General features: G+C 38.0%; 25 protein-coding genes, 3 tRNA genes and 1 other RNA gene. 19 read left to right on the top strand and 10 right to left on the bottom strand.

What is annotated here, in order from left to right; translation table 11 throughout:
* Positions 1-27: 27 nt before the first annotated feature.
* On the bottom strand, positions 28-603 hold the full coding sequence (locus KKC91_04895; protein MBU0477884.1) for a DUF1559 domain-containing protein: 576 nt from the start codon (positions 601-603) through the stop codon (positions 28-30).
* 56 nt (positions 604-659) lie between these two features.
* Entirely contained in the window at positions 660-1,637 is a 978-nt protein-coding gene (rfaD, locus tag KKC91_04890) for an ADP-glyceromanno-heptose 6-epimerase (GenBank protein ID MBU0477883.1), read from the bottom strand.
* Between the two features lie 127 nt (positions 1,638-1,764).
* Between rfaD and rsxC the strand changes: the two genes are divergently transcribed.
* The 6 genes from rsxC to KKC91_04860 are packed head-to-tail and all read left to right on the top strand — an operon-like array spanning position 1,765 to position 6,517.
* Complete coding sequence (gene rsxC, locus KKC91_04885) at positions 1,765-3,075, top strand: electron transport complex subunit RsxC (protein MBU0477882.1); 1,311 nt, start codon at positions 1,765-1,767, stop codon at positions 3,073-3,075.
* Positions 3,075-4,031 carry an RnfABCDGE type electron transport complex subunit D gene (locus KKC91_04880; protein MBU0477881.1) on the top strand — a complete coding sequence of 319 codons (957 nt, stop codon included), beginning with the start codon at positions 3,075-3,077 and terminating at the stop codon, positions 4,029-4,031. The genes rsxC and KKC91_04880 overlap by 1 nt, the downstream gene beginning before the upstream one ends.
* On the top strand, positions 4,024-4,563 hold the full coding sequence (locus KKC91_04875; GenBank protein MBU0477880.1) for an RnfABCDGE type electron transport complex subunit G: 540 nt from the start codon (positions 4,024-4,026) through the stop codon (positions 4,561-4,563). Before KKC91_04880 ends, KKC91_04875 begins: the two co-directional genes overlap by 8 nt.
* Before the next feature lie 2 nt (positions 4,564-4,565).
* Positions 4,566-5,162, top strand: coding sequence for an electron transport complex subunit E (locus tag KKC91_04870; GenBank protein MBU0477879.1), 597 nt, complete (start codon positions 4,566-4,568; stop codon positions 5,160-5,162).
* Between the two features lie 3 nt (positions 5,163-5,165).
* A complete protein-coding gene (gene rsxA, locus KKC91_04865; protein MBU0477878.1) occupies positions 5,166-5,753 on the top strand; it encodes an electron transport complex subunit RsxA in 588 nt (195 codons plus the stop codon).
* A gap of 14 nt (positions 5,754-5,767) precedes the next feature.
* Positions 5,768-6,517, top strand: a complete 750-nt coding sequence (locus KKC91_04860) for an RnfABCDGE type electron transport complex subunit B (GenBank protein MBU0477877.1) — start codon at positions 5,768-5,770, stop codon at positions 6,515-6,517.
* 16 nt (positions 6,518-6,533) lie between these two features.
* Here KKC91_04860 and KKC91_04855 read toward each other — a convergent pair whose 3' ends face one another.
* Positions 6,534-7,412, bottom strand: a complete 879-nt coding sequence (locus KKC91_04855) for a type II and III secretion system protein (protein MBU0477876.1) — start codon at positions 7,410-7,412, stop codon at positions 6,534-6,536.
* Positions 7,413-7,519: 107 nt separating this feature from the next.
* Here KKC91_04855 and KKC91_04850 point away from each other — a divergent pair.
* From KKC91_04850 to rsmA, 12 genes are all read left to right on the top strand, one after another.
* Positions 7,520-7,592: transfer RNA gene (locus KKC91_04850), tRNA-Lys, on the top strand.
* A gap of 6 nt (positions 7,593-7,598) precedes the next feature.
* Positions 7,599-7,682: transfer RNA gene (locus KKC91_04845), tRNA-Leu, on the top strand.
* A 14-nt stretch (positions 7,683-7,696) separates the two neighbouring features.
* Positions 7,697-7,768: transfer RNA gene (locus KKC91_04840), tRNA-Gly, on the top strand.
* A 46-nt stretch (positions 7,769-7,814) separates the two neighbouring features.
* On the top strand, positions 7,815-9,032 hold the full coding sequence (tig, locus tag KKC91_04835; GenBank protein MBU0477875.1) for a trigger factor: 1,218 nt from the start codon (positions 7,815-7,817) through the stop codon (positions 9,030-9,032).
* A 44-nt stretch (positions 9,033-9,076) separates the two neighbouring features.
* Positions 9,077-9,661, top strand: a complete 585-nt coding sequence (clpP, locus tag KKC91_04830) for an ATP-dependent Clp endopeptidase proteolytic subunit ClpP (protein MBU0477874.1) — start codon at positions 9,077-9,079, stop codon at positions 9,659-9,661.
* 15 nt (positions 9,662-9,676) lie between these two features.
* Entirely contained in the window at positions 9,677-10,018 is a 342-nt protein-coding gene (locus KKC91_04825) for a hypothetical protein (protein ID MBU0477873.1), read from the top strand.
* A gap of 15 nt (positions 10,019-10,033) precedes the next feature.
* Positions 10,034-10,474: a 50S ribosomal protein L13 gene (gene rplM / locus KKC91_04820; GenBank protein MBU0477872.1), complete on the top strand. Its 441-nt coding sequence runs from the start codon at positions 10,034-10,036 to the stop codon at positions 10,472-10,474.
* A 12-nt stretch (positions 10,475-10,486) separates the two neighbouring features.
* Positions 10,487-10,894, top strand: coding sequence for a 30S ribosomal protein S9 (gene rpsI / locus KKC91_04815; GenBank protein MBU0477871.1), 408 nt, complete (start codon positions 10,487-10,489; stop codon positions 10,892-10,894).
* Between the two features lie 12 nt (positions 10,895-10,906).
* On the top strand, positions 10,907-11,188 hold the full coding sequence (locus KKC91_04810) for a cell division protein ZapA (GenBank protein MBU0477870.1): 282 nt from the start codon (positions 10,907-10,909) through the stop codon (positions 11,186-11,188).
* A 43-nt stretch (positions 11,189-11,231) separates the two neighbouring features.
* Positions 11,232-11,399, top strand: a non-coding RNA gene (ssrS, locus tag KKC91_04805) — 6S RNA.
* 16 nt (positions 11,400-11,415) lie between these two features.
* Complete coding sequence (gene pdxA / locus KKC91_04800) at positions 11,416-12,423, top strand: 4-hydroxythreonine-4-phosphate dehydrogenase PdxA (GenBank protein MBU0477869.1); 1,008 nt, start codon at positions 11,416-11,418, stop codon at positions 12,421-12,423.
* On the top strand, positions 12,420-13,256 hold the full coding sequence (rsmA, locus tag KKC91_04795; protein MBU0477868.1) for a ribosomal RNA small subunit methyltransferase A: 837 nt from the start codon (positions 12,420-12,422) through the stop codon (positions 13,254-13,256). Before pdxA ends, rsmA begins: the two co-directional genes overlap by 4 nt.
* Here rsmA and KKC91_04790 read toward each other — a convergent pair.
* Positions 13,246-13,848, bottom strand: a complete 603-nt coding sequence (locus KKC91_04790; GenBank protein MBU0477867.1) for an HAD family phosphatase — start codon at positions 13,846-13,848, stop codon at positions 13,246-13,248. The two genes, rsmA and KKC91_04790, sit on opposite strands and share 11 nt — an antisense overlap.
* 133 nt (positions 13,849-13,981) lie before the next feature.
* Between KKC91_04790 and recJ the strand changes: the two genes are divergently transcribed.
* Entirely contained in the window at positions 13,982-15,691 is a 1,710-nt protein-coding gene (gene recJ / locus KKC91_04785) for a single-stranded-DNA-specific exonuclease RecJ (protein ID MBU0477866.1), read from the top strand.
* Here the strand turns inward: recJ and rpmB are convergent.
* The 6 genes from rpmB to KKC91_04755 form a co-directional block, all read right to left on the bottom strand.
* Positions 15,688-15,879 (bottom strand): 50S ribosomal protein L28, encoded by a 192-nt coding sequence (gene rpmB, locus KKC91_04780; GenBank protein ID MBU0477865.1) that lies wholly within the window; start codon positions 15,877-15,879, stop codon positions 15,688-15,690. The two genes, recJ and rpmB, sit on opposite strands and share 4 nt — an antisense overlap.
* Before the next feature lie 310 nt (positions 15,880-16,189).
* Positions 16,190-19,780, bottom strand: coding sequence for a hypothetical protein (locus KKC91_04775; GenBank protein MBU0477864.1), 3,591 nt, complete (start codon positions 19,778-19,780; stop codon positions 16,190-16,192).
* A gap of 97 nt (positions 19,781-19,877) precedes the next feature.
* On the bottom strand, positions 19,878-20,624 hold the full coding sequence (locus KKC91_04770; protein MBU0477863.1) for a prepilin-type N-terminal cleavage/methylation domain-containing protein: 747 nt from the start codon (positions 20,622-20,624) through the stop codon (positions 19,878-19,880).
* A gap of 160 nt (positions 20,625-20,784) precedes the next feature.
* Entirely contained in the window at positions 20,785-21,804 is a 1,020-nt protein-coding gene (locus KKC91_04765; protein ID MBU0477862.1) for a hypothetical protein, read from the bottom strand.
* A 2-nt stretch (positions 21,805-21,806) separates the two neighbouring features.
* A complete protein-coding gene (locus tag KKC91_04760) occupies positions 21,807-22,835 on the bottom strand; it encodes a (4Fe-4S)-binding protein (GenBank protein ID MBU0477861.1) in 1,029 nt (342 codons plus the stop codon).
* 22 nt (positions 22,836-22,857) lie between these two features.
* The gene (locus tag KKC91_04755) at positions 22,858-23,610 is read right to left on the bottom strand and encodes a helix-turn-helix domain-containing protein (protein MBU0477860.1); all 753 of its coding nucleotides are present in this window, start codon (positions 23,608-23,610) and stop codon (positions 22,858-22,860) included.
* Positions 23,611-23,822 lie beyond the last annotated feature (212 nt).

The raw sequence follows: 23,822 nt of genomic DNA, 5'->3' as shown, positions 1-23,822 counted from the left end.
ATGTTTTTTCCACAGCATTACGGAGCACTAGTTACATACAGCGTTGCTCGGAGTTATTTTTGCAGGATTTCCGTCCTTTAGAGCTGAAACATGCCCGTCAAGATACAGCACATTGATGATGGTTGGATTTGTATGATAAGTAGTGGATATATCACACATCATTGGCGTATCCGAATCATCCATCTCTGTCAGACAGTCCTCGGTAGGACTGTTGTATCCATAGCTTGAGCCGGCAGGGACAGCGGTACCAATTGCAGTCTCGTTAGCAATAGCATCTGAGCTGGACGGACACAAAAATACAGATAGAGATGAAATATAATTAGGGTAGAAATTCATCACTGTAACATTGTCCGTGCTACCCAAATTCAGTTTGCCTACCTCACTAGTATTCCCTTTTGGAAAATACTCATCATAGTCCTGAGCGTACATATGCAAACCAAGACCAAGCTGTTTCAGATTGCTCAGGCACTTTGTTCTCCTTGCCATTTCTCTTGCTCTTGCCAGCGCTGGCAGCAGCATGGATGCAAGAAGAGCAATAATTGCTATAACAACCAGCAATTCAATAAGCGTAAAACCCTTGGATCTTCTAAGAAATTTCAACATTTTATTATTCACCTCCTCCGCTTTCAAATTTATTTTATCAGATTATTGCATAGTTACTATATTCCTGTCAAATATTTTTTTTGCTGCAAGTAATTCTGAACATAATCAAAAACAGCCTTCTTCAGGGATGTTGTGGGCATTCTGTATCCTGCACGATGAAGTTTGGATATGTCAGCCTGAGTAAAGTATTGATAAGAATCCTTTATCTCTTCAGGCATTGAGATATATTTAATGTCGGGTTTAAGCTTCAATGCCTCAAAAACCAGTTCTGTAAGCTTGTTCCATGTTTCTGCCCTGCCTGTACCAATATTGAATATTCCATTAACACCCGGATTCTGTAAAAAAAACAGCGTCATTTCTACAGCATCCTTTACATATAAAAAATCCCTTTTCTGCTCACCATGCCCATATTCTGTTCTATGCGACTTAAAGAGCCTAATTTCTCCTTCCTTTTTTATCTGTTCAAAGGCCTTAATAACCATGCTTCTCATTTTTCCTTTATGATACTCGTTCGGCCCAAAAACATTGAAGAATTTAAGTCCTGCAACTTTTTTCAGTAATCCATTTTTTTCTGCCCAGAGATCAAAAAGATGCTTAGAATAGGCATACATATTTAGAGGACAAAATTTATACAAATCTTTTTCTTTATCGGAATATCCGTAAGAACCGTCTCCATATGTCGCAGCGCTGGAAGCGTAGATAAAGCGCACATTACACCTGACAGCATAAGAAGCAAGATGCTTTGTGTACTCATAATTATTCAGTAAAAGATAATCTGCATCCTGCTCAGTAGTATCTGAACATGCTCCCATATGAATCAATGCACGAACACCTGACTTAAAATCTCCTTTAAGTACTTTCTCAAGAAAAACATCCTTATCAATACAATCTAAAAATCGAAGAGTCCGAAGATTCTTCCATTTGCTGCTCTTTCCTAACTCATCAACAACAAGAATATTAAACTCTCCTTGCTGATTTAACTTCCATACAATGGCACTTCCAATAAACCCTGCTCCACCAGTAATAATAATCATCTTCCGCATTCCTGCCCCCTACTCTCTAGGCGTTTTGACAAACTAAAAATTAGTTGATATCATTGCACAGAATTTTAGCAAGTAACTTATAAACTGTCAATTTAATCTATAATAAATAAATAATATGATAAATTCTAGCTTTCATGGAGGGATTCATCCTGAGGATTTTAAAAATAGCACAAATACAAAAAAAATCCTGAATCTTCTCCCTCCTAAAAAAGCAATCATTCCCCTGCAGCAGCATACAGGCGCAGTATGTAAGCCATTAGTTAATATTGGAGACATTGTTAAAGTAGGGCAAAAGATTGGTGATGCGCAGGCATTTATATCTGCACCTGTTCATGCCACAATATCGGGTAAAGTAGTAGATATTTCCCTTATGCCACATCCTTTAGGGACTAAAGTTCTATCTATTATTATAGAATCTGATGAGGCCGATACATGGGCTATTGAAGAAACAAAAAGAGACTGGAAAACGCTTGGATCAGAACAAATAAAACATATTGTGCGGGAAGCAGGTGTTGTTGGCCTTGGCGGGGCTATGTTTCCTTTACATGTAAAACTTAGCCCGCCAAAAAACAAAAAAATTGATACATATATTTTAAATGGCGCTGAATGTGAACCATTTCTAACAGCTGATCACAGACTAATGCTGGAATATGCAAAACAAGTTGTCATAGGACTCAAAATCTTAATGAAAGCAACTGGCGTAAAGAAAGGCATAATTGGTATTGAACAAAATAAACCTGATGCGCTTAAAAAAATTACTGACGAAATCAATAAAGAATCAGATACAGATGTTGACATAATGGCACTTAAGGTAAAATATCCTCAGGGAGCTGAAAAACAGCTTATAAAAGCTCTCCTGAAACGTGAAGTGCCAAGCGGCGGACTTCCAATGGATGTAGGAGTAATAGTTAGTAATGTTGGCACCTCATTTGCAGTATATGAATCTGTTGTGGAAAGGAAACCTCTGGTAGAGCGAATTGTAACTGTAACAGGAGGAGGCATCAGGAATCCACAAAATCTTAGAGTAAGAATAGGAACTCCTTTTTCAAATTTAATAGAGGCATGCGAAGGAGTCAAAGAAGAAATAGGCAAAATAATAATGGGCGGTCCAATGATGGGGATCGCCCAGCATACAGCAGATGTCCCGGTAATTAAAGGCACGTCTGGAATACTTGTACAAACAAAGGACGAGATTTGTGACGAGCTTGAGAAATGTTGTATAAGATGTGGCAACTGTAGTAGTGTTTGCCCAATGAAAATATTGCCTAATGTAATAACTAACTCCATAAAAAATGATCGTTTTGAACATGCAAAAGAATACGGATTATTAGATTGTATGGAATGTGGGGCTTGTACATATGTATGTCCTGCACGTATACCAATAGTCCAGTATATAAAATATGGAAAAACGCAACTGAGAAAATTTTAATGTATACTCTTTCAGCATCCCCGCATATCCATTCTAATTTATCCGTCAAAAAGATAATGTGGGATGTTATAATAGCTCTTGTGCCTGCACTCGGTATGGGAATTTATTTTTTTGGCACACAAGTGCTGTATCCAGTCGTAATAAGCATCTTCACAGCCCTAATAACTGAAGCAATCATTTCCAAAATAAGAGGACACAAAACTATATCAAACGGAAGCGGCATTGTGACGGGACTTTTATTAGCTATGATAATACCTCCTGGCGTACCTTTATGGCTACCTGCAGTTGGAACTGCATGTGCCATCATACTGGGAAAAGAAGTATTTGGTGGTCTTGGACGCAATATATTCAACCCGGCACTTATAGGCAGAGCAATACTTGTAGCTTCCTGGCCTGGTTTTATGACCACATGGCTGGCGCCACAACCGGGCTGGTTCAGAAGGATTGATGCTGAAACCTGCGCAACTCCATTAGCAATAGTAAAGCTCAATCTGGTTCAAGAACTTCCTTCCCACTGGAGCCTGTTTGTTGGGAATGTAGGAGGATGCATCGGAGAGACGTCTGCTTTTGCCCTGCTGCTGGGCGCAATATTTTTATTTATAAGAAAACGGATTTCATGGCATACTCCTGTTTCCTACATTGGGTGTGTAGCACTGCTTTCATGGATATTCGGCCGTAACGGCTTATTCACAGGAGACGCATTATTCAGCATGCTGAGTGGAGGATTAATTCTTGGCGCTTTCTTCATGGCAACAGATTATGTAACAACCCCTATAACACCCAAGGGTAAAATTATATTTGGATTAGGGGCTGGGATAATAGTGGTTTTGATAAGGTTGAAAGGCGGATACCCTGAAGGAGTGTGCTATTCTATATTATTGATGAATGCCGTGACTCCATTAATAGATAGGTGGAAATGGACTATACCTAAAAAATTTGGGAAAATAAATGCGTAATATATTAAAATTATCAGCGAGTCTGCTTATAATTGCCGCTATCTCGGGCACAATTCTAGGTATAATCTATACTGTAACAAAGGAACCAATTGTAAAACGAATTAAACTTGAAGAAGAAAAAGCCCTAAGAGATATTTTCCCGGAAGCAACAAGCTTTAACCTAACTACTGGTAAAGACAACTATACCTATTATGAAGTTTATACAAAAAATAAGTTAATAGGCTACGCAATTGATGCGTCTGGGGAAGGGTTTGGCAGCACAATTAAAATTAAAGTGGGTATGAATTTGAACAAAACAATTAAAGCTATCAGAATCACAAGTCAAAATGAAACTCCAGGTCTTGGAACAAGAGTAGAAGGAACGAAGTTCACAAATCAGTTTTTTAACAAAACCTTGAAACAGGTTTTGTTAAAAAAGGATTCCAGCAAAGGAACTATTGACGCTTTAACCGGAGCTACTATATCATCGCGAGCTGTTAGTGAAGCCGTGCAAAAATCTATAACAGAATTTTTAAAGACTGAGAGAAAATAGAAATGAGTCTTAAACAAGATTTTACAAGAGGTATTTTTGCAGAGAATCCAACATTTCGGCTCATTCTGGGCATGTGTCCAACACTTGCTGTTTCAACCTCGCTGGTAAATGCTATAGGCATGGGAGCGGCTACTACCTTTGTGCTTTTAGGGTCAAACATACTTGTTTCTCTATTCCGAAAACTTATACCATCAAATATTCGTATCCCTGCGTTTATTGTGATCATTGCTACTTTTGTAACTATAGTAGAACTTATAATGCAGGCATATTTCCCTGCATTAAATAAATCCCTCGGGATATTTATTCCATTGATTGTTGTGAACTGTATTATACTTGGCAGAGCAGAGGCTTTTGCATCAAAAAATCCTGTTTCCCCTTCAATCATGGACGCACTAGGCATGGGAATAGGATTTACAGGCGCACTTGCGCTTCTTGGAGCTACAAGAGAAATACTGGGAGCAGGAACAATCTGGGGATATCATGTATTGGGATCTGGATTTAATCCTGTGATAATAATGATACTCCCCCCAGGAGCATTTATAGCTCTCGGTCTATTCCTTGGATTATTCAATAGTCTGGCAAAAAAAAGGAAGGCGTAAACGATGCTTCTTACTAAATTATTTATAATATTCCTTTCTGCAGCTCTGGTAAATAACTATGTATTAAATAGATTTCTTGGCATATGCCCATTCTTAGGTGTTTCTAAAAAAAGTTCCGCTGCATTTGGAATGGGAATGGCTGTAATTTTTGTCATGACCATTGCATCAATGGCTACATGGGTCATACAGCATTACTTATTAATCCCATTAAATATAACGTTTTTACAAACAATTACCTTTATTCTTGTTATTGCAACACTGGTTCAATTTGTGGAAATGGTCATTGCTAAAATAAGCCCTGCTCTTCAACAAGCATTGGGAATATACCTTCCTCTTATTACTACAAACTGTGCTGTTCTCGGTGTAGCAACAATTAATAGTGATTCTAATCTTGATTTTATAGGTAGCATTGTAAATGGTTTGGGCGCTGGTGTGGGTTTTACTATCGCATTACTTCTTATGTCTGCAATAAGGGAAAGGCTGGATCTAACCGACGTGCCTGACTGCATGAGAGGTATACCAATTGCATTTATCATAGCTGGTTTAATGTCTCTTGCTTTCATGGGATTTACCGGTTTAGTTTCTCAATAATAAAAAGGTTCAATATGCAAACTATTTTAACAGCAACTCTGCTTCTTGGAGGGCTTGGACTGGTCTTTGGTCTTGTGCTTGGTTATGCATCAAGAAAATTCGCTGTAAAAATTGATCCCAAAATAGAAGAGATTTTCAAAGCTCTCCCTGGTGCAAATTGCGGCGCATGTGGATTTACAGGCTGTATGGGTTTTGCCAAAGCCGTCGCAGACGGTAAAGTTTTACCCGATAGATGCGTACTTATGGATAAAAAAGAGACAGAACTAATCTCAAAAACCTTCCCTGTTCTCTTGTGTCAGAGAACTGCTAATCAGCAGAGAAAATTTCTTTATATTGGTATTCAAACATGTAAAGCTGCTATGCTCCTCAGTGGTGGAAACAACTCATGCGATTATGGATGCCTAGGGTTTGGAGATTGCTCTAAAATATGTCCCTTTGGAGCAATTTCTCTTAAACAAGGCATACCTGTATTTGACAAAGAGCTTTGTAAAATATGCGAAAAATGCATAGAAGTATGTCCTAAAAATATTATTAAACTTGTTCCCAATAATCAGGAAGTTTATGTCGCGTGCAGCAACAGAGATAAGGGAAAAGACGCAAGAGCGGTATGTAAAGCTGCCTGTATCGGATGTAGCGTATGCATTAAGGCATGTCCGCTAGATGCAATAACCTTAGAGAACAATCTTGCAGTAATAGATCCCAAAAAATGCACCAACTGCGGCGAATGTATTAAAAAATGCCCGACGAAGGCGATAGTAAAATAGTAAAACTTAAAAACCTTTACGGTTCCTTTATTTTTGGAGTCAGGATAATATCGAAGGTTACAATTTTACCGGACTTGCCGATTTTTCTGAAGAAATGCATTGAGAAATCCTTATTGCTTGAAGAATATCCCCCAATGCATATTGACTGTCCACTGCGAGCGACAACTGTAGTAGTTAAGGTATTAACTTTTACAGTTTTAGTTCCTCTATCTGTAAAATAGCTCAATTCTGGAGTCAGTGATACTTTTATGAGATTACCTTGAACCACAGGCATAACAGCAAGTTTTGCCCCAACGCTTTTGTAAGTAAGTCCTGCATCAATCAAATGATTAGCTATTCCATAGGTTCTAAACCACTCCAATTGCGGGTATTCCTCAACCACGAGGAACCGGCCTGTATGTCTATCAAGAACTGATATTATCTGGGTTGTAGCGCGCTCAGATTTTTTCTTTCCAATTCCCGCCGAAAAAGCTCCATGGAATCCTCTATCGTCAGTTCCAACAGCTATACCACCAGTAGTAATTTCCCAGTTTTTTTCGCTGTATCTGGTTTTTGCCTTAGCTTCTGAAACATTCTCTAAGGAATGTTCAATAAATTCTACTTTTATTTCCACGTTTTTAATGTTCATTTGTAAATTTGTTAATAGACCAGAAATATTCTTACAGTTTTTAGGATAATCAACTACTATAATTTTATTTGTAGGTGCAAAATAGACTATTTTCCCCTCTTTGGATAGGAAAGATTTTGCTGCTTCTTCAAAGGATTTAAATGGTATAAATCCAAGGTCTAATGACTTTATTACTGTCTCTTCAGCATGTGTTATACTGCAAATAAATAATGATATTAGTAAAACTAAAACAAGTTTTAGCCCGGTTTTTTTAATCCTTTTTGGCATAACCGTATACTATCAAAGGCAGTTACACAGGTCAATAAAAAATAGGGGAACTCCCGAAACTTTCCATTGCCATCATTTAAAAAATCTGTATAATAGCGGAATTATTGGGGTCGTTAGCTCAATTGGCAGAGCAGCGGACTCTTAATCCGTTGGTTGTGGGTTCGATTCCCTCACGGCCTACTAAGAGCGAGGGTGGCGGAACTGGCATACGCGCTAGATTTAGGATCTAGTCCCTTTACAGGGATGCGGGTTCAACTCCCGCCTCTCGCACTGGTAAGTTTTACGCGGGTGTAGCTCAGTGGTAGAGCCCTTCGTTGCCAACGAAGTGGTCGTGGGTTCGAATCTCATCACCCGCTCTGATGGAAGGATTTTGAACTAGAAGAATAAAATAAGGAAGGAACAATGGCAGATACTAGTAGCAGTAACGATGTTAAGGTGGATATACAGGATCTTGGAAATTGCGGCCGTCTCTTAAAGATTGAGGTGCCTGTTGAACTAGTTGAGAAAGAGACAAAAAATGCATATAATGCCATCCAAAAGACTGCATCCGTGCATGGATTCAGGACAGGCAAAACCCCATGTTCTATTTTGAAGATACGCTTTGGAAAAGCTCTGAATGAGGAAATCAAGGAGAAACTCATCAATCAATCTTATCAAGATATACTTAAGAATAATAATTTAATCCCTGTTTCTGAGCCCAAGATAGATAAGGTCACATTTGAAGAAGGAAAGCCATTTACATATGAGATGTCGTTAGAAGTAAAGCCCGATATAAAACTTGCTAAATACAAAGAACTAGAAATGGCTGTAAAATCCGTTAATGTTTCTGATGATGACGTTAACAATGTATTGAAAATGAGACAAGAACAGGGAGCGGAATTTGTTCCGATCAATCGGCCTGCAAAAGTCAGTGATCAAATAATAATAGATTATGAGATAATTACCGACGCCACACCGTCAAAAAAACAGACTAATGCTCCATATATATTAGGTTCTAAAATTCTTCCTGAAAAAGTAGAGAAAGAACTCGTTGGGACAAAAATAGACGATAAGAGAGAAGTTGAGGTAATTTCAAAAGGAAAAGGCATAAAAACTATTTACAAAGTAACTATCAGACAGGTAAAAGAGAAAAAGCTTTTACCGATTAACGACGATTTTGCAAAGGAATTGGGTAATTTCAAAACCCTTAATGAGTTTAAAGATGATATTCGGAAGAAACTTAAAAGCGTTGCTGAAGACAAACAAAAAGCAGATATTAAGGAACAATTATTAGACATGGTTAGTGAAAACTCCGAGATGTTAATTCCAGGAGGACTTTTAGATAAACAAATAGACTACATGGGTACTAGCCTAAGAGAAAAAGATACTGACAAGAATAAATGGAAAGAGAAATATTCAAAAGAAGCAACTAAAGACGTAAAAAAGATGCTCGTTCTGGAGGAGATTGCTGAAAAAGAAAAAATAGATGTTAGCGAAGAAGAGGCAAAACAGAAACTTCAGAATCTTGCAGGCTCTAATAAAACAGATAAGATGGACAACTACATTGAATATATACAAAGACAAATGAAAAGACAGAAAATTCTTGACTTCATATATGAAAACGCCAAAATTTCAATTTAGAATTAATAATTGCTGCAGGCACGTAGCCTGATGGAGGTGGTATTATGAGTTTAATTCCAATGGTAATAGAGCAGACAGGCAGAACCGAACGCGCGTATGACATTTATTCAAGGTTATTAAAGGATAGAAATATAATTATCGGAACTCCTATAGATGACAATGTGGCTAATGTTGTAATTGCACAAATATTGTATCTGGAGTTTGAAGCTCCAGATAAAGACATAACTATTTATATAAACAGTCCTGGAGGAGTCGCTACCGCAGGATTAGCAATATACGACACTATGCAGTTTGTGAAATCAGATATTTCTACTATTTGCATGGGGCAGGCAGCAAGTGCAGCTGCCATATTACTCGCTGCAGGGACAAAAGGAAAAAGAATGTCTCTTCCAAATGCGCGTGTCCTTATTCATCAGCCTTCAGGAGGTATGCAGGGACAGGTGTCAGATATTAATATTCACGCAAAAGAAATGCTTGACTTAAAAGAGAGAGTAAATAAAATTCTCGCAAAGCACACAGGGCAGTCAATAGAAAAAATAGAAACTGATACAGATAGAGACTTTTTTATGTCAGCTGAACAAGCCAGGGAATATGGTATTATTGATGAAGTAATCACGAAGAAGAAGTAATGGGAGTTTAAGTTAATGGCTATTAAAACTGACAGAGACATGAGGAAAAGCAAGGATTTTCAGGAGTTAAATGTGCCTATTGCTGAGAGAAAACGAATAGGTTACGTTGAGGATAGGGAGCTTGTAAAAGAAACGAAAATTTCTTTTTTTGCAATCCAAAATTATATCCAGACTGGACTTCTTGAAATAGATGCTGAAACACCTTACGGAAGGAAATTATTTAAAAAGGATAAAGCGCTAAAACGATTAAAGTTATTAACTCATATGCAAAAATTGCATCCGGTAAACGAGCTGAAAAACACGATATATGACCCTGACTTTAATGAAAACGAATTTTTAGATAAAATAAACGGATAATAGGAGATCAAGACAGTGAAAACATTTATTCCTAAAGAAGATGATACAGAAAGAATATGGTATATTGTAAATGCAGAAGATAAGGTTCTAGGGAGATTGGCATCTAAAGTTGCAGCTATACTCAGAGGGAAACATAAACCTATATATGTCCCTCATGCTGATGTTGGAGACTATGTAATTGTTATTAATGCAGCTAAGGTTCGCCTAACAGGTAAAAAACTGGAACAAAAAGTTTATTATCACTACTCAGGGTATCCGGGAGGCCTTAAAGAGACACGCCTTTTTGACCTGATGAAAAAAAACCCGGAGGAAGTTATAAAAAGGGCTGTTAAGGGTATGCTTCCTAAAAATAAGCTTGGTAAAAAAATGCTGACAAAATTAAAAGTCTATCCAGATAAAGAGCATCATCAGGAAGCTCAAAAACCTGTTCCTATCCCTCGAGAAATGGAAATATAAAGGAGATCTATTGTGGCAAAAGCAGCGAAAGCAAAACAAATATTCTACTCTACTGGCAGACGGAAAACGTCTGTCGCCCGTGTAAGATTAATTCCAGGAAAAGGAGAAATAATAATAAATAAAAAACCTTATAAAGATTATTTTGGAAATGATACATTAAGCATAATTATATGCCAACCGTTTCATGAAACAAATACCCTTGAAAAATATCATATCTTTGCAAATGTTAAAGGCGGAGGAAGCTCTGGTCAGGCAGGCGCAGTTCGCCATGGTGTATCAAGAGCATTAGTAAAGGCTGATGAAGGACTAAAGGATGTGTTAAAGAAAGCAGGGTTCCTTACCCGTGATCCGAGAAAGAAAGAAAGAAAGAAATACGGACAAAAGGGCGCGCGTAAACAGTTTCAGTTTACTAAGAGATAGTAAGCTTCCTATATGTTAGATCAACAACAGATAAAAATCAGTGTGCTTGGCACAGAATATAAAGTTAAGACTGATAAAGACCCATCCCAGATTCGAAAAATTGAAGAGTATCTGAATAATAAAATAAGTGAAATTTCTAACAACACACATATAGCATCATCTCTTAAAATCACTACTTGGGCTGCCTTATTTATTACAGAAGAATTTCTTTCATATAAAGAAAAAAATGAAAAACATGCACAAAAAATTGATGATATAATTAAAAAAATAGACGAAACAAATCTGGAAACATAAATTTTCTCTTTAACTAATCATAAATTGTGTTATACTAGCTTAGTATTCCCTGCTGTGTTTGTTATAAGTTTGGTTATTTTGAGCCAACAGTAAGAAAATGGGAGTTCGTATTTGGTGGGATATGCAATTGCATTGAACATTTAAGAGAGCACCCACGTGGCCTTAACGGCTTCAAAACGACCCTATTTAGACGGCATTTGGCGGGGAATTTTTTTATGAGAGATTTTATGCAAAAGCCTGTAATTGCAATTACTCTTGGTGACCCTGGAGGAATTGGTCCAGAGGTTGTCGTAAAGGCTCTAGCTAATAAACAAGTCTACAGGTGCTGTACTCCAATTATAATCGGAGTTCAAAAAGCTCTTTATAAAACTAAAAAAATAAGCCCCTCTTATAAAATAGAAATAATAAACCATCCGTCAGACATTAAAAATATATCTGAAAAAGCATACTTGATTAATCCACAGAATTTAAAATTAAAAAATATAATACTTGGCAAATCAAACCCTATACAAGCCAAAGCTGCTATTGAATTTTTAAAAGATGCAGCTGTATTTGCTCTTAATAAGGAGATTGATGCAGTTGTAACTGCTCCTGTAAATAAGTACGCAATTAATGAGGCGGGCGTTAAGTTTAGGGGACAGACAGAGTTTTTAGCAACACTTACAACTACACATAAATATGCAATGGTTATGGCAAGTGAAAAAATCCGCATTATTCTTCTAACACGACACGTTCAAATAAAAAACATTAATAGATTAATAAAAAGGCAGTACATAATTGATACAATTGAACTGATCGATCAGAATAGTTTTCTGTTTGGCATATATAAACCAAGCATTGCAGTACTTGGACTAAATCCTCATTGCGGAGATGGAGGGGCTATTGGAAAAGAGGAAATAGAAGAAATTATCCCTGCCATTAGGAAAGCTATGGGAAATGGCATAAATGTCCAAGGCCCTTTCTCTGCTGATGCATTCTTTGGGAATTGTGAGTATAAAAAATATGATTTCATTTTGGCAATGTATCATGACCAAGGGCTTATACCTTTTAAGACGCTCTCTTTTGGCAAAGGCGTTAATGTAACAATAGGACTTCCAATTATCCGAACATCTCCTGACCACGGAACAGCATATGATATAGCTGGGCAGGGCATTGCAAATGAGAGAAGTTTAATAGAGGCAATTAAAATGGCTTCAAAGATGGCTATCATAAAACAATCTCTTCACAAGCAATGAATTTCTTCTCTCCAAATAGCATTAAGGAAGAACTCAAAAAACACAATCTTCATCCAAAAAAAAAGTTTGGGCAGAACTTTCTTATAGACAGGAACATAGCCAATATAATAATTAACACTCTCAATATCAAAAAAAGTGATGTTATAGTTGAGATTGGCTCAGGACTAGGAGCCTTAACACACCTTATTGCTGCTAAGGTAAAAAATATAATAGCAGTGGAAACTGATACAAAACTGCTTGATATTTCAAAGAACTTGCTCTCAGCATATAGCAACATTGAATTCATCAATAAAGATATCTTAAAAACTAGTTTTAATATTCATGGAAATTATAAAGTAGTAGGAAATATCCCTTATTACATTACAACACCTGTTATATCATTTCTTCTGTCCATTACTCAAAGCCCAGAACTTTTCGTACTAATGATCCAGAAAGAAGTGGCGCAAAGACTTACGGCTAAGCCAGGATCCAAAGCTTATGGCTCTCTATCAATCTTTGTGCAATACAGGTGCAGAGTAGAGATTGTTAAATATATAAAAAAGACTGCTTTTTACCCTCAGCCAGATGTGGATTCTGCTCTGGTAAAATTTACTCTTTTAGATAAACCGCCAGTCAAAGTAAAAAACGAAAGTTTGTTTTTTGACATTATCCAGGCAGGTTTCATGTATAGAAGAAAAATGTTCATTAATGCAATATCAAGATATTCCAATTTAGGAATTGCTAGAGAAGAGTTGGAAAAGGTCTTTAAGTATCTTAAGTTATCCCCGAGTATTCGTGCAGAAAAACTCTCAATGTCTGAACTGGCAGACCTGAGTAATTATATTAAAAAGTAATACGGAGCTTCCTCAATCCCTCAACTAGTTTTTGATATGTTGTGTAATGTATTCCGTGTAGCCCTATTTCTGATGCGGCCTCAATATTTTTTTTAATATCATCTACAAACACACATTCATCCGGCTTTAACTTGAGCTTGTTTAATATGTCCATATACATTCTCTTACCTGGCTTCTTTTCTCCAACTTCGTATGAAAGACTAACTGCATCAAACAAGTCAAAAATCTCCACCTGTTTAATATTAATTTCAAAATCCCATGGATTGGTGTTAGATAATAAACCGATTTTATAATTTCTTTTTAATTTTTTTATTAACTCGATGGTATCCTCTATAGAGGTGAATATATTACTATAAGCTTCTATAAATTCATCTTTTAAAATTGATAATCCACATGTTTTTTTAATAGCTGCAAATGTTTCATCAGAAGAAATGCCCCCGGATTCATATTTATCTATTAAACCGGAATCATAAATTAAACTATTCAACTGCTCAAAGGATTTGTTCGTATACTTTAAGAGTTTATTCAGAAATATATTATCATCAAAACGACAGATAACATTCCCAAAATCAAATATTATTGCTTTTATCATGCCCCCTAGAATACCTTATATGAACGTCTTATGCAATCTTTTGCATGAAAATCTTTGAAGGGAAAGTTTGATTTTGAGTAGGATTCGCCCTATAATCAGTTTCATATTAAATAACAAAAATAAGGAAACTGGTTTGAAAAATTACACATGGGAAATGTATGAGGATAATATAGAGCTGCAGAGAGAATTATCAGATAAGCTTGGCATTATGCCAAATACATCTCAAATTCTTATAAATCGAGGAATAAAGGACATTCCTGCTGCAGAGAGTTTTTTATACACTACAATAAGCGTGTTATCAGATCCATTTTTACTGCCTGATGTAGAAATAAGCGTAAAGAGAATTCTAAAGGCAATTAAACATAAGGAAAAAATAACTATTTATGGAGACTATGATGCTGATGGAATAACCTCCACTGCTCTGTTATATAGATTTTTAAAGGATTCTGGCGCAGATATTGATTTTTATATTCCGAACAGGATGAATGAAGGTTATGGGCTTAATACTAATATAATTAAAGACTTATGCAAAAAAGGCACAAAGCTTATTATTACTGTTGACTGTGGAACAAATTCTATTGAAGAGGCCAAGGCTGCAATCAGCATGGGGACAGACGTTATCATTACTGACCATCATACTGTTGAAATTCCCATGTTGCAAAAATACCCTATAGTTAATCCAAAAAGAAATGATTCTGAATATCCTTTTTCTGAACTTGCTGGTGTGGGTGTTGTATTTCAGTTATGCAGAGTGCTGGCAAAGCATCTTCTTGGAGATATATCTTCTGAAGGAATCCTTAAATACATGGATCTTGCAGCAATAGGCACCATAGCAGATGTTGTGCCTCTCTTGGGGGATAATAGAATAATCGTCAAACTCGGAATCACAAAACTCAAAACCTCAGAAAACATTGGGCTTAAGACACTAATTAAAGAATCCGGACTAAAACAGAACAACATATCCAGCGGGCAGGTGGCATTTATGCTAGCTCCAAGACTTAATGCTGCAGGCAGAATGCAGAGCGCTCGGGAAAGTGTTACGCTTCTTACAACAAATTCTCAGGAAGTTGCATCCAAAAAAGCCAGGTCCCTTTGTACAGAAAACATCAACAGACAGGAAATAGAGAAAGAGGTTCTTGCCAACGCTATTGAAATGGTAAAAGACTCAATTGACCTGGATAACGAACCTGTTATTGTGCTTGGAAGTGATGAGTGGCATGAGGGAGTTATAGGCATAGTTGCACAAAGACTTGTAGAAATTTTCTATAGGCCTGCAATTCTTGTATGTACCAACAAAGAAGAGGCAAAAGGCTCTGGAAGAAGCATATCAGGGTTTAATCTTGTTGATGCTCTTCGGGAATGCAAAGATTGCCTGATTAGATTCGGGGGACATTCTTATGCTGCAGGTGTGACAATTAATAAAAATAATATCAGAATCTTTAGAAGCAAAATCAACCAGATTGGAACAAGAGTAATAACAAAAGAGCATCTTCAGCCAAAACTATGCATAGATTTAGCCCTCTCTCCATCTAATATCACAAACAAGTTTTTACTTGAAATAGAATACCTTGAACCTTATGGTATGGGAAACCCCAAACCTGTATTCATTGCAAAAGGTCTTAAACTAGGCTTTTCTCCCAGAAAAGTTGGCGATAATCATATCAAACTTGCACTATCTCAACAAGGTAGGCAATTTGAAGCTATTGGATTTAGAATGGCTGACTATATGGATAATTACAGAGGTCAAAACCATATTGATATTATCTATACTCCACAGGTAAATACTTGGCAGGGCAGGAAAAGTTTGCAACTAAATTTAAAAGATATGAGATTTAGAACCTAAGCGGTTCTTTCTGCCTTCCCGGAACGAATACACTGCGTGCAAACTTTTATTCGTTTAGGTTGACCTTTGATCAGAACTTTTACAGACTGCAGATTGGGAAGCCATCTCCGCTTTGTTCTATTATTTGCATGACTGACGTTATTGCCGGTCATTGGCCCTTTCCCACAAACTTCACACTTTCTCGACATCTTAAAATTCTCCGATATTTAAAAACTTGTTTTCAGAATATAGCATACTTATTCTTTCCTTGCAATGCTTTTCCTGCTTGTCAAAACCAGCGCATAATGATAGCATGTATTGTTATGAAGAGTCATAAGCCTAAAATAATTGCTGTTATTCCTGCAAGATATACCTCTACCAGACTTCCGAGAAAAGTACTCTTCGTATTCTATTCTTAACGGCATGGTCAAAAAAAAATCCCTCGCAATGAGTGCTTAAAGTACCTTTTCCATCCTTCTTGCATTCATGGGCCACAATTATATATATAAAAATTTCTGGTTAATAATACAACTTGTACTTCCCTTTGCCATCTATTGGAATGGATAAAAAATCACCGTCTCTTTTAACCGGCACTATCTGGTTTTCACTGTTTAAAACTTTATTTATCCTTTTCTTTAAAAAAATCTCCGCATCATTAATGTATACCTGACCGCTTTCAGATAGAGGGATGGGAATCAATTCAAGGTATTCTCCCCTGTTTCCCAGCGCAACCGTGCCGGTTGTTTTGATTTTGTCAAAGTCATACAGGTCGCGCGGATTGGCACCGGGCCAGTTATAAAATATCTCTTTATTAATATCCGTAGCGGAAAACATTGCTTCATCTATCCCAGCTGCCCCTTTTAATTCGCCTTCAGCGATGATTGTTCTCTCGAAAGGATCCTTTGGGCCGCGCGGATAATACCTATATTTATATTGCAGTGTCGGTGTTCCTACGTTAACGCATATATAATACATACCTGACCTCGTTTTTTTATGCAGCGGCAGCGTAATGTTTAAATCATAATTTCCGATTTTCTTAAATATATCCGTATTAGTTATATATTCGGCTGTCCCCCACCTGACAGGAAAATTTCCAGTCTTAGGGTCAGGATTAAATATATGTATATCGGTTTCTTTGTTTACTAAGACCACCTCGAACGAGAATCCGCTAACGGCTATTTTTTTATTATTCCAATTACACTCTTGAATGTGCTGTAAATCAGGCAGCTTCAATTCCTCATTGACTTTTATATTCAGTTTGAACTGCAAAGTCTGTTTGCTGGCATCAAACTTGAAGTCAGCCGGTGTTATTAATATATTATTCTGTATCTCTTTGACATTAAGACAAAAGACTGACGTCTTAGGATCCGCAAAAACAACATCTTTGGTTTCAAGGTAATCTATATTTCTGTTCTTTTTATCAAGAGCTGTGTATTGGACCAATTCTCCGTCCAGACGGGCAAGCATGCCGTATTCCGGCAGCCTTTTGTTTTCAATTTCCCACACTTCTTCACTACGATTTATATAAATAACGAGATTATTCGTATATTTCAATCTGATTCTGTTATACGGCCATTCCCTCTTTATCACGTCATTTATATCCCCATACTGTTTATTATTCTCATTGTAATAAGAAATTTCCGCAAGGCTGGTATTGCTGAAATATTTTTGCAGATAAGAGCTCATATAATAATGTCTGAGAATAAAGGAAATGTCATTTAAAAAGTAAAACTCCACATAGCCGTTGTGGCCGAAGGCTGTCTGTTTGGACCTGATATTATTGTTGAAAGCGAATACGTTTTCCGGATATTTTGAGTATCTGGCTTTGGAATAGTCCCCATTTAGTGTTTGGCGATAATAATTATAATAACCGCCGAATCCGAATGTTGTAGCTTTCGGTTTAACCTTTAATAGGGAGAAATCTAGTATTTCCGGTATCTCTTCCATGGTATTCAAACAGAACCACTGGTCCCGCAAAGAATCGGTTCTCAGCCAGGTTTTACCTTCGGGGGCATCCACAGCGCCTGTCCAAAGCGTCGAATAATTGCCTTCGCCAGTTACCGGCCCAAAGGCATTTTTTAGTGCAGCCATAATATTTGTTCTTGTCTGGAAATTATCATATATCATGCCGGCATTTTGTTCTTCCGCATCTAAGGTTGTCATTGTAAACATATAATGAGGCATGCTGCCGGTGATATCAATATGAGTGGCGTTTTGGTTATAATTTTTTAAATAATATTTAATTCTATCGTTCAGCATCTGCATCTGAAAACGGTTATTGGCGTACCCACCCCTTGGCTTTCCCGGCTGGAGGTCGAAAAACCTCTCCTTTCCAAAAGGCAGTATAAGATCTTTTTCATTTAACATATTATTAAAATCAAATGCGCCGAGATAATTTTCATGCAGGCAATAGTAATAGCCGCTATTTTTTGCGGCTGTAATCGCTTTTTGCATGCTCTCGTCCCCACCCCAAAGACCTGCCGCGGGGAAAATAAACGGATACGCATCCCAGCCGTAATGCTGCCATTGCTTTCTCTGGAACAGGACATGATCGATGCCGTAATCTTTAAAAATTTTAAAAGCGTATTGAATGTTCTCAAAATCCCGCAGGAGATACATGTCATTCAGCCAGATAACCGGTGATAACTCGTTTTTATATTTTGAAGGAGAATGAGGATTGTTAGGAAAACACTCTCTAATGTCCGGCGACAGGGTTAAATATATCTTTTCATGGAATGGATTCCTGTTGCCGTCGGTCAAAAGCGGATAAACAGCCGTATTTTTCCACGAGATGTCAACCAGATATCCCATGTGAGATTCCGCATAATCGAAATAACACGTATAAAAACAATCTCCCATCCTGTAAATTTTTGTCCAGTTTAAATAAGGGATGACCACCCGCTTCCCGTCCTTGATTCCAAGCCTATATTCGCTAAGTATGTTGGGCTCTGCTTCGACCGTAATGACCAAAGTCTTTCCGTTCATCATATATCTGTATTCAACAAGATATGATGCGCTTTTATATTTATAGGCAACGATTTGAACCAGCTGATTAGACCACAAGAATTGATCTTTAAGTTCTGCTTCACATTCATTAAGTAACACACCATCGTTAAGCCGTAAAACTCCACCCGCATATTCATTGAACACAGACATCTTCTGATTGTTGTAATAAAGTTCCATCTCTCCAGTATGAAACTTTTCCGCCTTAAGCAAATATTTGATATTGCAGTCCTCGCCTGCGTATTCAAAAACCACTGCAGAATCATTATATTGTTCGGAAAGTTTAGCGGCAATATCTTTATACAAATAAATACGATTGGTACAGGAATAATAATCGGAGGAAGACCCGAATGATTCTACAGGTTTCTGAAGATATTCTATCAATGTTCCTGCGTCGCGTTTTTTTGAAAAATTATACGAAATATTTTTTATACGCTTATTCTCAGGATATTGAGACTTCTTTTTAAGTAGGAAATTTTCTGCTTTTTGGATAGTTTCTATCATTTCTTTTTTTATCTCCTTTTTTTTCTCTTCATCTTCGTACACCTCTATATAATTTAATGTTACCGATCTATTTATTTTATCTGCTTTTTCTTTGCTATTTGTTTTAAGACTAATATGTAAGGAAAATCTATCAATTTCTCCAGATATATCAGGCAATGGAAATTCAATCTCTGTCCAGCCACTGTTGTTTTTTTCTGTAGTTTTAATAACATAACGATAATATTTATTATTCTTACAGAAAGCTAAAAAAATTATTTTCAAGTCATCGTTTGAAGTTTTAAATTTGCATTTTATTTTTATGGGACTATCTATTTTAAGGCTTTCAGCTAGTCTATATGTGAAAAGGCAGTAATTACCAACACCCATATCTGCTTTATCAAAATCTACTATAGTTTGAGTGCCATCTTCTCTATACTCAATGGTTGCTTTCCCAGGAACTTGCTGTCCTAATTTACTATCGACAAAAAAAACACCGCAAGGTTGCTTGCTGGTAAAATCAACTTTAAACAAATTTTCAGCACCTCTTAGTGAGGACACACATAAAAAAGGAATACAAACTATAAAGAAAAACAATTCAAAATTCTTTTGGCTCAGTTTCATCATCTTACCCTCCTATGATAATATAGCGAAAGCCAATTCTTGCGCTATCTTTGATTGCAACAGTTTAGCTGCTTTGTTAATTTCTTCCTTTCTATCCATATCAAGGGGCTCCCCAGATAGGATCAGAACTATCTGTCGGTAAATCCTCTCCTTCACGCCAATTTACATGTCCATCCAGATAGAGAATATTTCGACCTCCATTATGACGACTGGTTGGTCGCTGTCGACTAAGAGGAGAATCCACCCAATAGCAATTGGCATCAGTCTCGTCTGCATCTGTCGCCACCAAAATCTCGCTAGGAAAGCTAATTTGCCCAGACTTTCTTACCAGTGTAATTACCGAATCTATATAACCAAGCTTAGAGTTGAATCCATAGGAAAGATAGTTGACATTAGGATAACTAGCAGAGTCCCAGGCCTTAGGCCAACCTATCGGAGCGGATGGACATTCGGTAATTGTTCCTTTATTACCCAACCATTTCAGAGTTGAAGTACCATCATAGTAATAACCCATATATAACAAAAAGTCATTGTTACGATACCAATTGTTTCCTCCTTCATGAAATGCCAGTGGAAGCCAATCATCGTGATCCTGAAGATACATGTGCACTGCTAAACCAATTTGTTTTAAATTAGATACACATTTAACCTTCCTTGCCCTTTCCCTTGCACCCAGCAACGCAGGCAAAAGCATGGACGAGAGTAGAGCAATGATCGCTATAACGACCAAAAGTTCTATTAAAGTAAAGGACGCCCTGTTTAGAAGCCATGCCTTCGCCTCACCGACCAAACCGTGCGTGCGGTTTTCCCTCACACGGCTTTCCCCCTGAGTTTCTTTATGTAGCATTCGTCGAGTACTAAAGTAAGTTTGGAACACAGCACACCTCCTTTTCATAAAAGAAAGCATTCGGCCATTTCCGAGTACCAGCATATATCCCTTCGTTGTTTTCGTCGTCTCCAAAATATACGAAGTTGCGCACATACATAATTATTCATACTAATCGCTGCTACATTTTTACTAAGACTTTCTCTAAAACCGACCCACAATACTTGCAATTATGACATCTTTTATCACACACGGTTGTTTTTACAAACCAATCCTCCGGGAATTTTGAATTGTCTATGATAAAAGGGGAAAATATTGGGCTGTGCCCTGGCTCAAGCAAGTTGAGTAAATTCCCGTCAAACTTCTTCTCCGTATAAGCCTGGATAACCATCCGCGGATTGGCATGCATCCGCATAGCAAGTTTTGCCACGGAGAAGTAGGTATTGTAACTATGTAAATCCTCAGGCCGAATCCAGGAATTCTGCAAGAAGGCAATCCAGTTCTCCCTTTTTCTGTAATAATTCCAGCACACAGAGGGATTCCAACCCACAATATTCTGCGTTGCTCCTATCTCTGCCTCATGGGCAACGAGGTTATCGTGGAAGATCTGTCCCGAACAGAAGTTTAAACAACCGCTGTTCGCGAGGACATACAAACCCTTGCCTTGTTTATCCGCCCACTTCTTCATTTCCGCTATCCTATGGAAATTGCGGTTATATTCCCGCTGGATGTAGAAACTATCAAAAAGGTCTGCCACATACTCCATTGCGCTTACCGAACCGATCCGCATGTTAACCGAGGCGCGAACATCTATCGCCGAAAAATTCTCTTTTATGGTCTTTGCAATCATGAGGGAGGTAGTTGTGACTACATCCAGTCCTATTCTCTCTTTCAGATGTGTGAGAATAGAACAGACGCGGTTTCTGAGATGTTGTGATAGGCTATCTTTGCCATAACAGTTGGCGTTTAAGAGTAGATCCAGCTTGATGTCCATCTCCTTGAACTTCTTCAATTCCGCTTCGAGTTTACGCTGACCATCCCAGTCTACGAACCCCTCGCGCATAGTCAGCGGTGAACGGCCAGATGGCATATCGAGCCAAGGGAAGTAAACCTCTTCTATATGTTCGCGGAAATCTTTCACAATATCGACAAAAGATTCCTCATCCGCTTCGGCAAGTTGATAACCAACGGCGAATTTCATTTTTATAATCTCCAGGGTTTTCTTTTACGGAATGGTTCCTTAAATTTGTTCTTAAGCTTGTCCTGCTGCTCCAAATGAATCATGCACGCGCGGATGCAACCTCTTCCACCACACATGGCATTGTTGTAGTCAGATGCATTCGGAGCATATTTACGCACTATTTCCTGGACCTTCGCCACCTCTTCCGGGGAAAGTTTCTTTTCGCCTTTCATTATCTTCTCACCATCAGGCAGGTCTTTATAGGCGTCTGCCGGAAGGAAGGGATTGATTTCCTTTACTCCTCCCATATAGGCATAGAAACACTGCCATTCATCAAGTTTATTCCATTCTATTTCTCTGCAGGCTATCTTGACTTTTACTGTTTCCTTGCCGTTTATTGCCTTGCCCGGACAGTTCTTAACACAGAGCATACATTTATCGCAGAGTTCAGGGCCATCATATATGGGATCAGGTTCTAAGGGAGCATCTGTGAGGATAAAAGCAAATCTTTGTCTCGGTCCAAACTCCGGGGTAAGAAACACCTTGCTGTAGCCTATTTCTCCCATCCCACAGATATAAGCGGCAATCCTGAAATGTAAGAAGATATCAGGTGCGGGCCTATCCGGGGATACAGATTCAAAATGGACGAGTCTGCGACGGGTAGAGGCTTCTTCAGGTGATGCCGTTACTCCGGAGGTACCATCCATATCGGAAACAGGGCCTCTTGCTCCAGTATTCCGCCAGACACAGGCTTCATAACCATGGTCCTCTAAGAAACAAGCAACTTCTCTTAAGACCATTGGAGCATAATTCTCATTAATATTGGCATAGCCCATAGAAGGATATTGAAAAAAGTTGGTTCCTTCTTCAATGCCGCGCAGATACCCACGGGGAATACGAAAACCAAGGCCGATAATCGCCTTTGCCTCCGGGAATACATATCGGGGGTCTGCCCATTTTGGCGCTCCTTCAAACCTATCCATTGAGCCAATGCCCACCAAGTCAGCCCCGCACTTTTTGGCGTATGCCTTAACATCATTTTTGGTTAACATGATACCTGTCTCCCTATATTAATTAATATTTTTTCGACAATTCCTTTGCTGCCTGCACGATACATCTTCTGAAATTCTGCCTTTTTTTCCCTTTCAGTTCTTTATTCGGAATACTGCCGCCGAATGCGGCTGCAATTTCATTATTTGGTCTGATAATAGGTGCTGCTACAGGATAAATACCATCCGAACAAGACCATGGAGCAGAATAACCCTTCTGGCGGATTACTTCAAGAGCTTCGTCAAGACGCTCAGGTGTTTTCCATAAATGAGCTCCGAATTCCCAGAATGGATAGCGCTTACGATATGCAATCCTCTCTTCCTCAGTCCAGAATGCCTGAAAGAGTAATGCAGAAGCAGTACCATAAGCATGAAAGATTTTAGCGCGCGGCTGTTCTATGATTCCTGGTCTTTCCGGGCTTATACACAGGCTCAGCATTATCTCGCCACTTACAACCTCTGATAAGACAAAACAAGCACTACTATACTGTTTAAAAAGCTGTTTTAGAACCTTTGATGAACGATTCAACAACGAATGTTGAGAATATGTGTTTGAGAGTTCCACCACAGCAGACCCGAGCTGATATCTTGTAGGGCGTTTTGTTTTTTCGAGAAACTGTCTGGACGTCAGAGTACGCACAAGATTATAAGCAGTGGACGATTTCAGGCCAAGAGTATCAGCCAGCTGTTGAATGGTTACCCCGTCGTCAGAACGGCTTATAAACTGCAAAATATCAAGACTTCGTAGTAAAGATTGTACTAATTCGTTATGCGCCATAATTTCCTCATATATTCATCATAGATGAAAATTTAGTATGAATAGATGAATTATATCTTGTTTTTGGATTCTTGTCAAGAAAAATCCTTCGCTTTGCTCAGGAAGCTTTCACAAGCGGGGAACCGTTACGGTTTTCCACAAGAATAATCACTTTATCTCTATCATCTCGCCGCAATTGGGACAATGCAAATAGCTTTGACCATCATCATGAT

Source organism: bacterium (assembly GCA_018812485.1).
Taxonomy (GTDB): Bacteria; JAHJDO01; JAHJDO01; order JAHJDO01; family JAHJDO01; genus JAHJDO01.
Note: the sequence above shows the minus strand (reverse complement) of the source record. Positions and strands in the feature narration are given on the sequence as shown.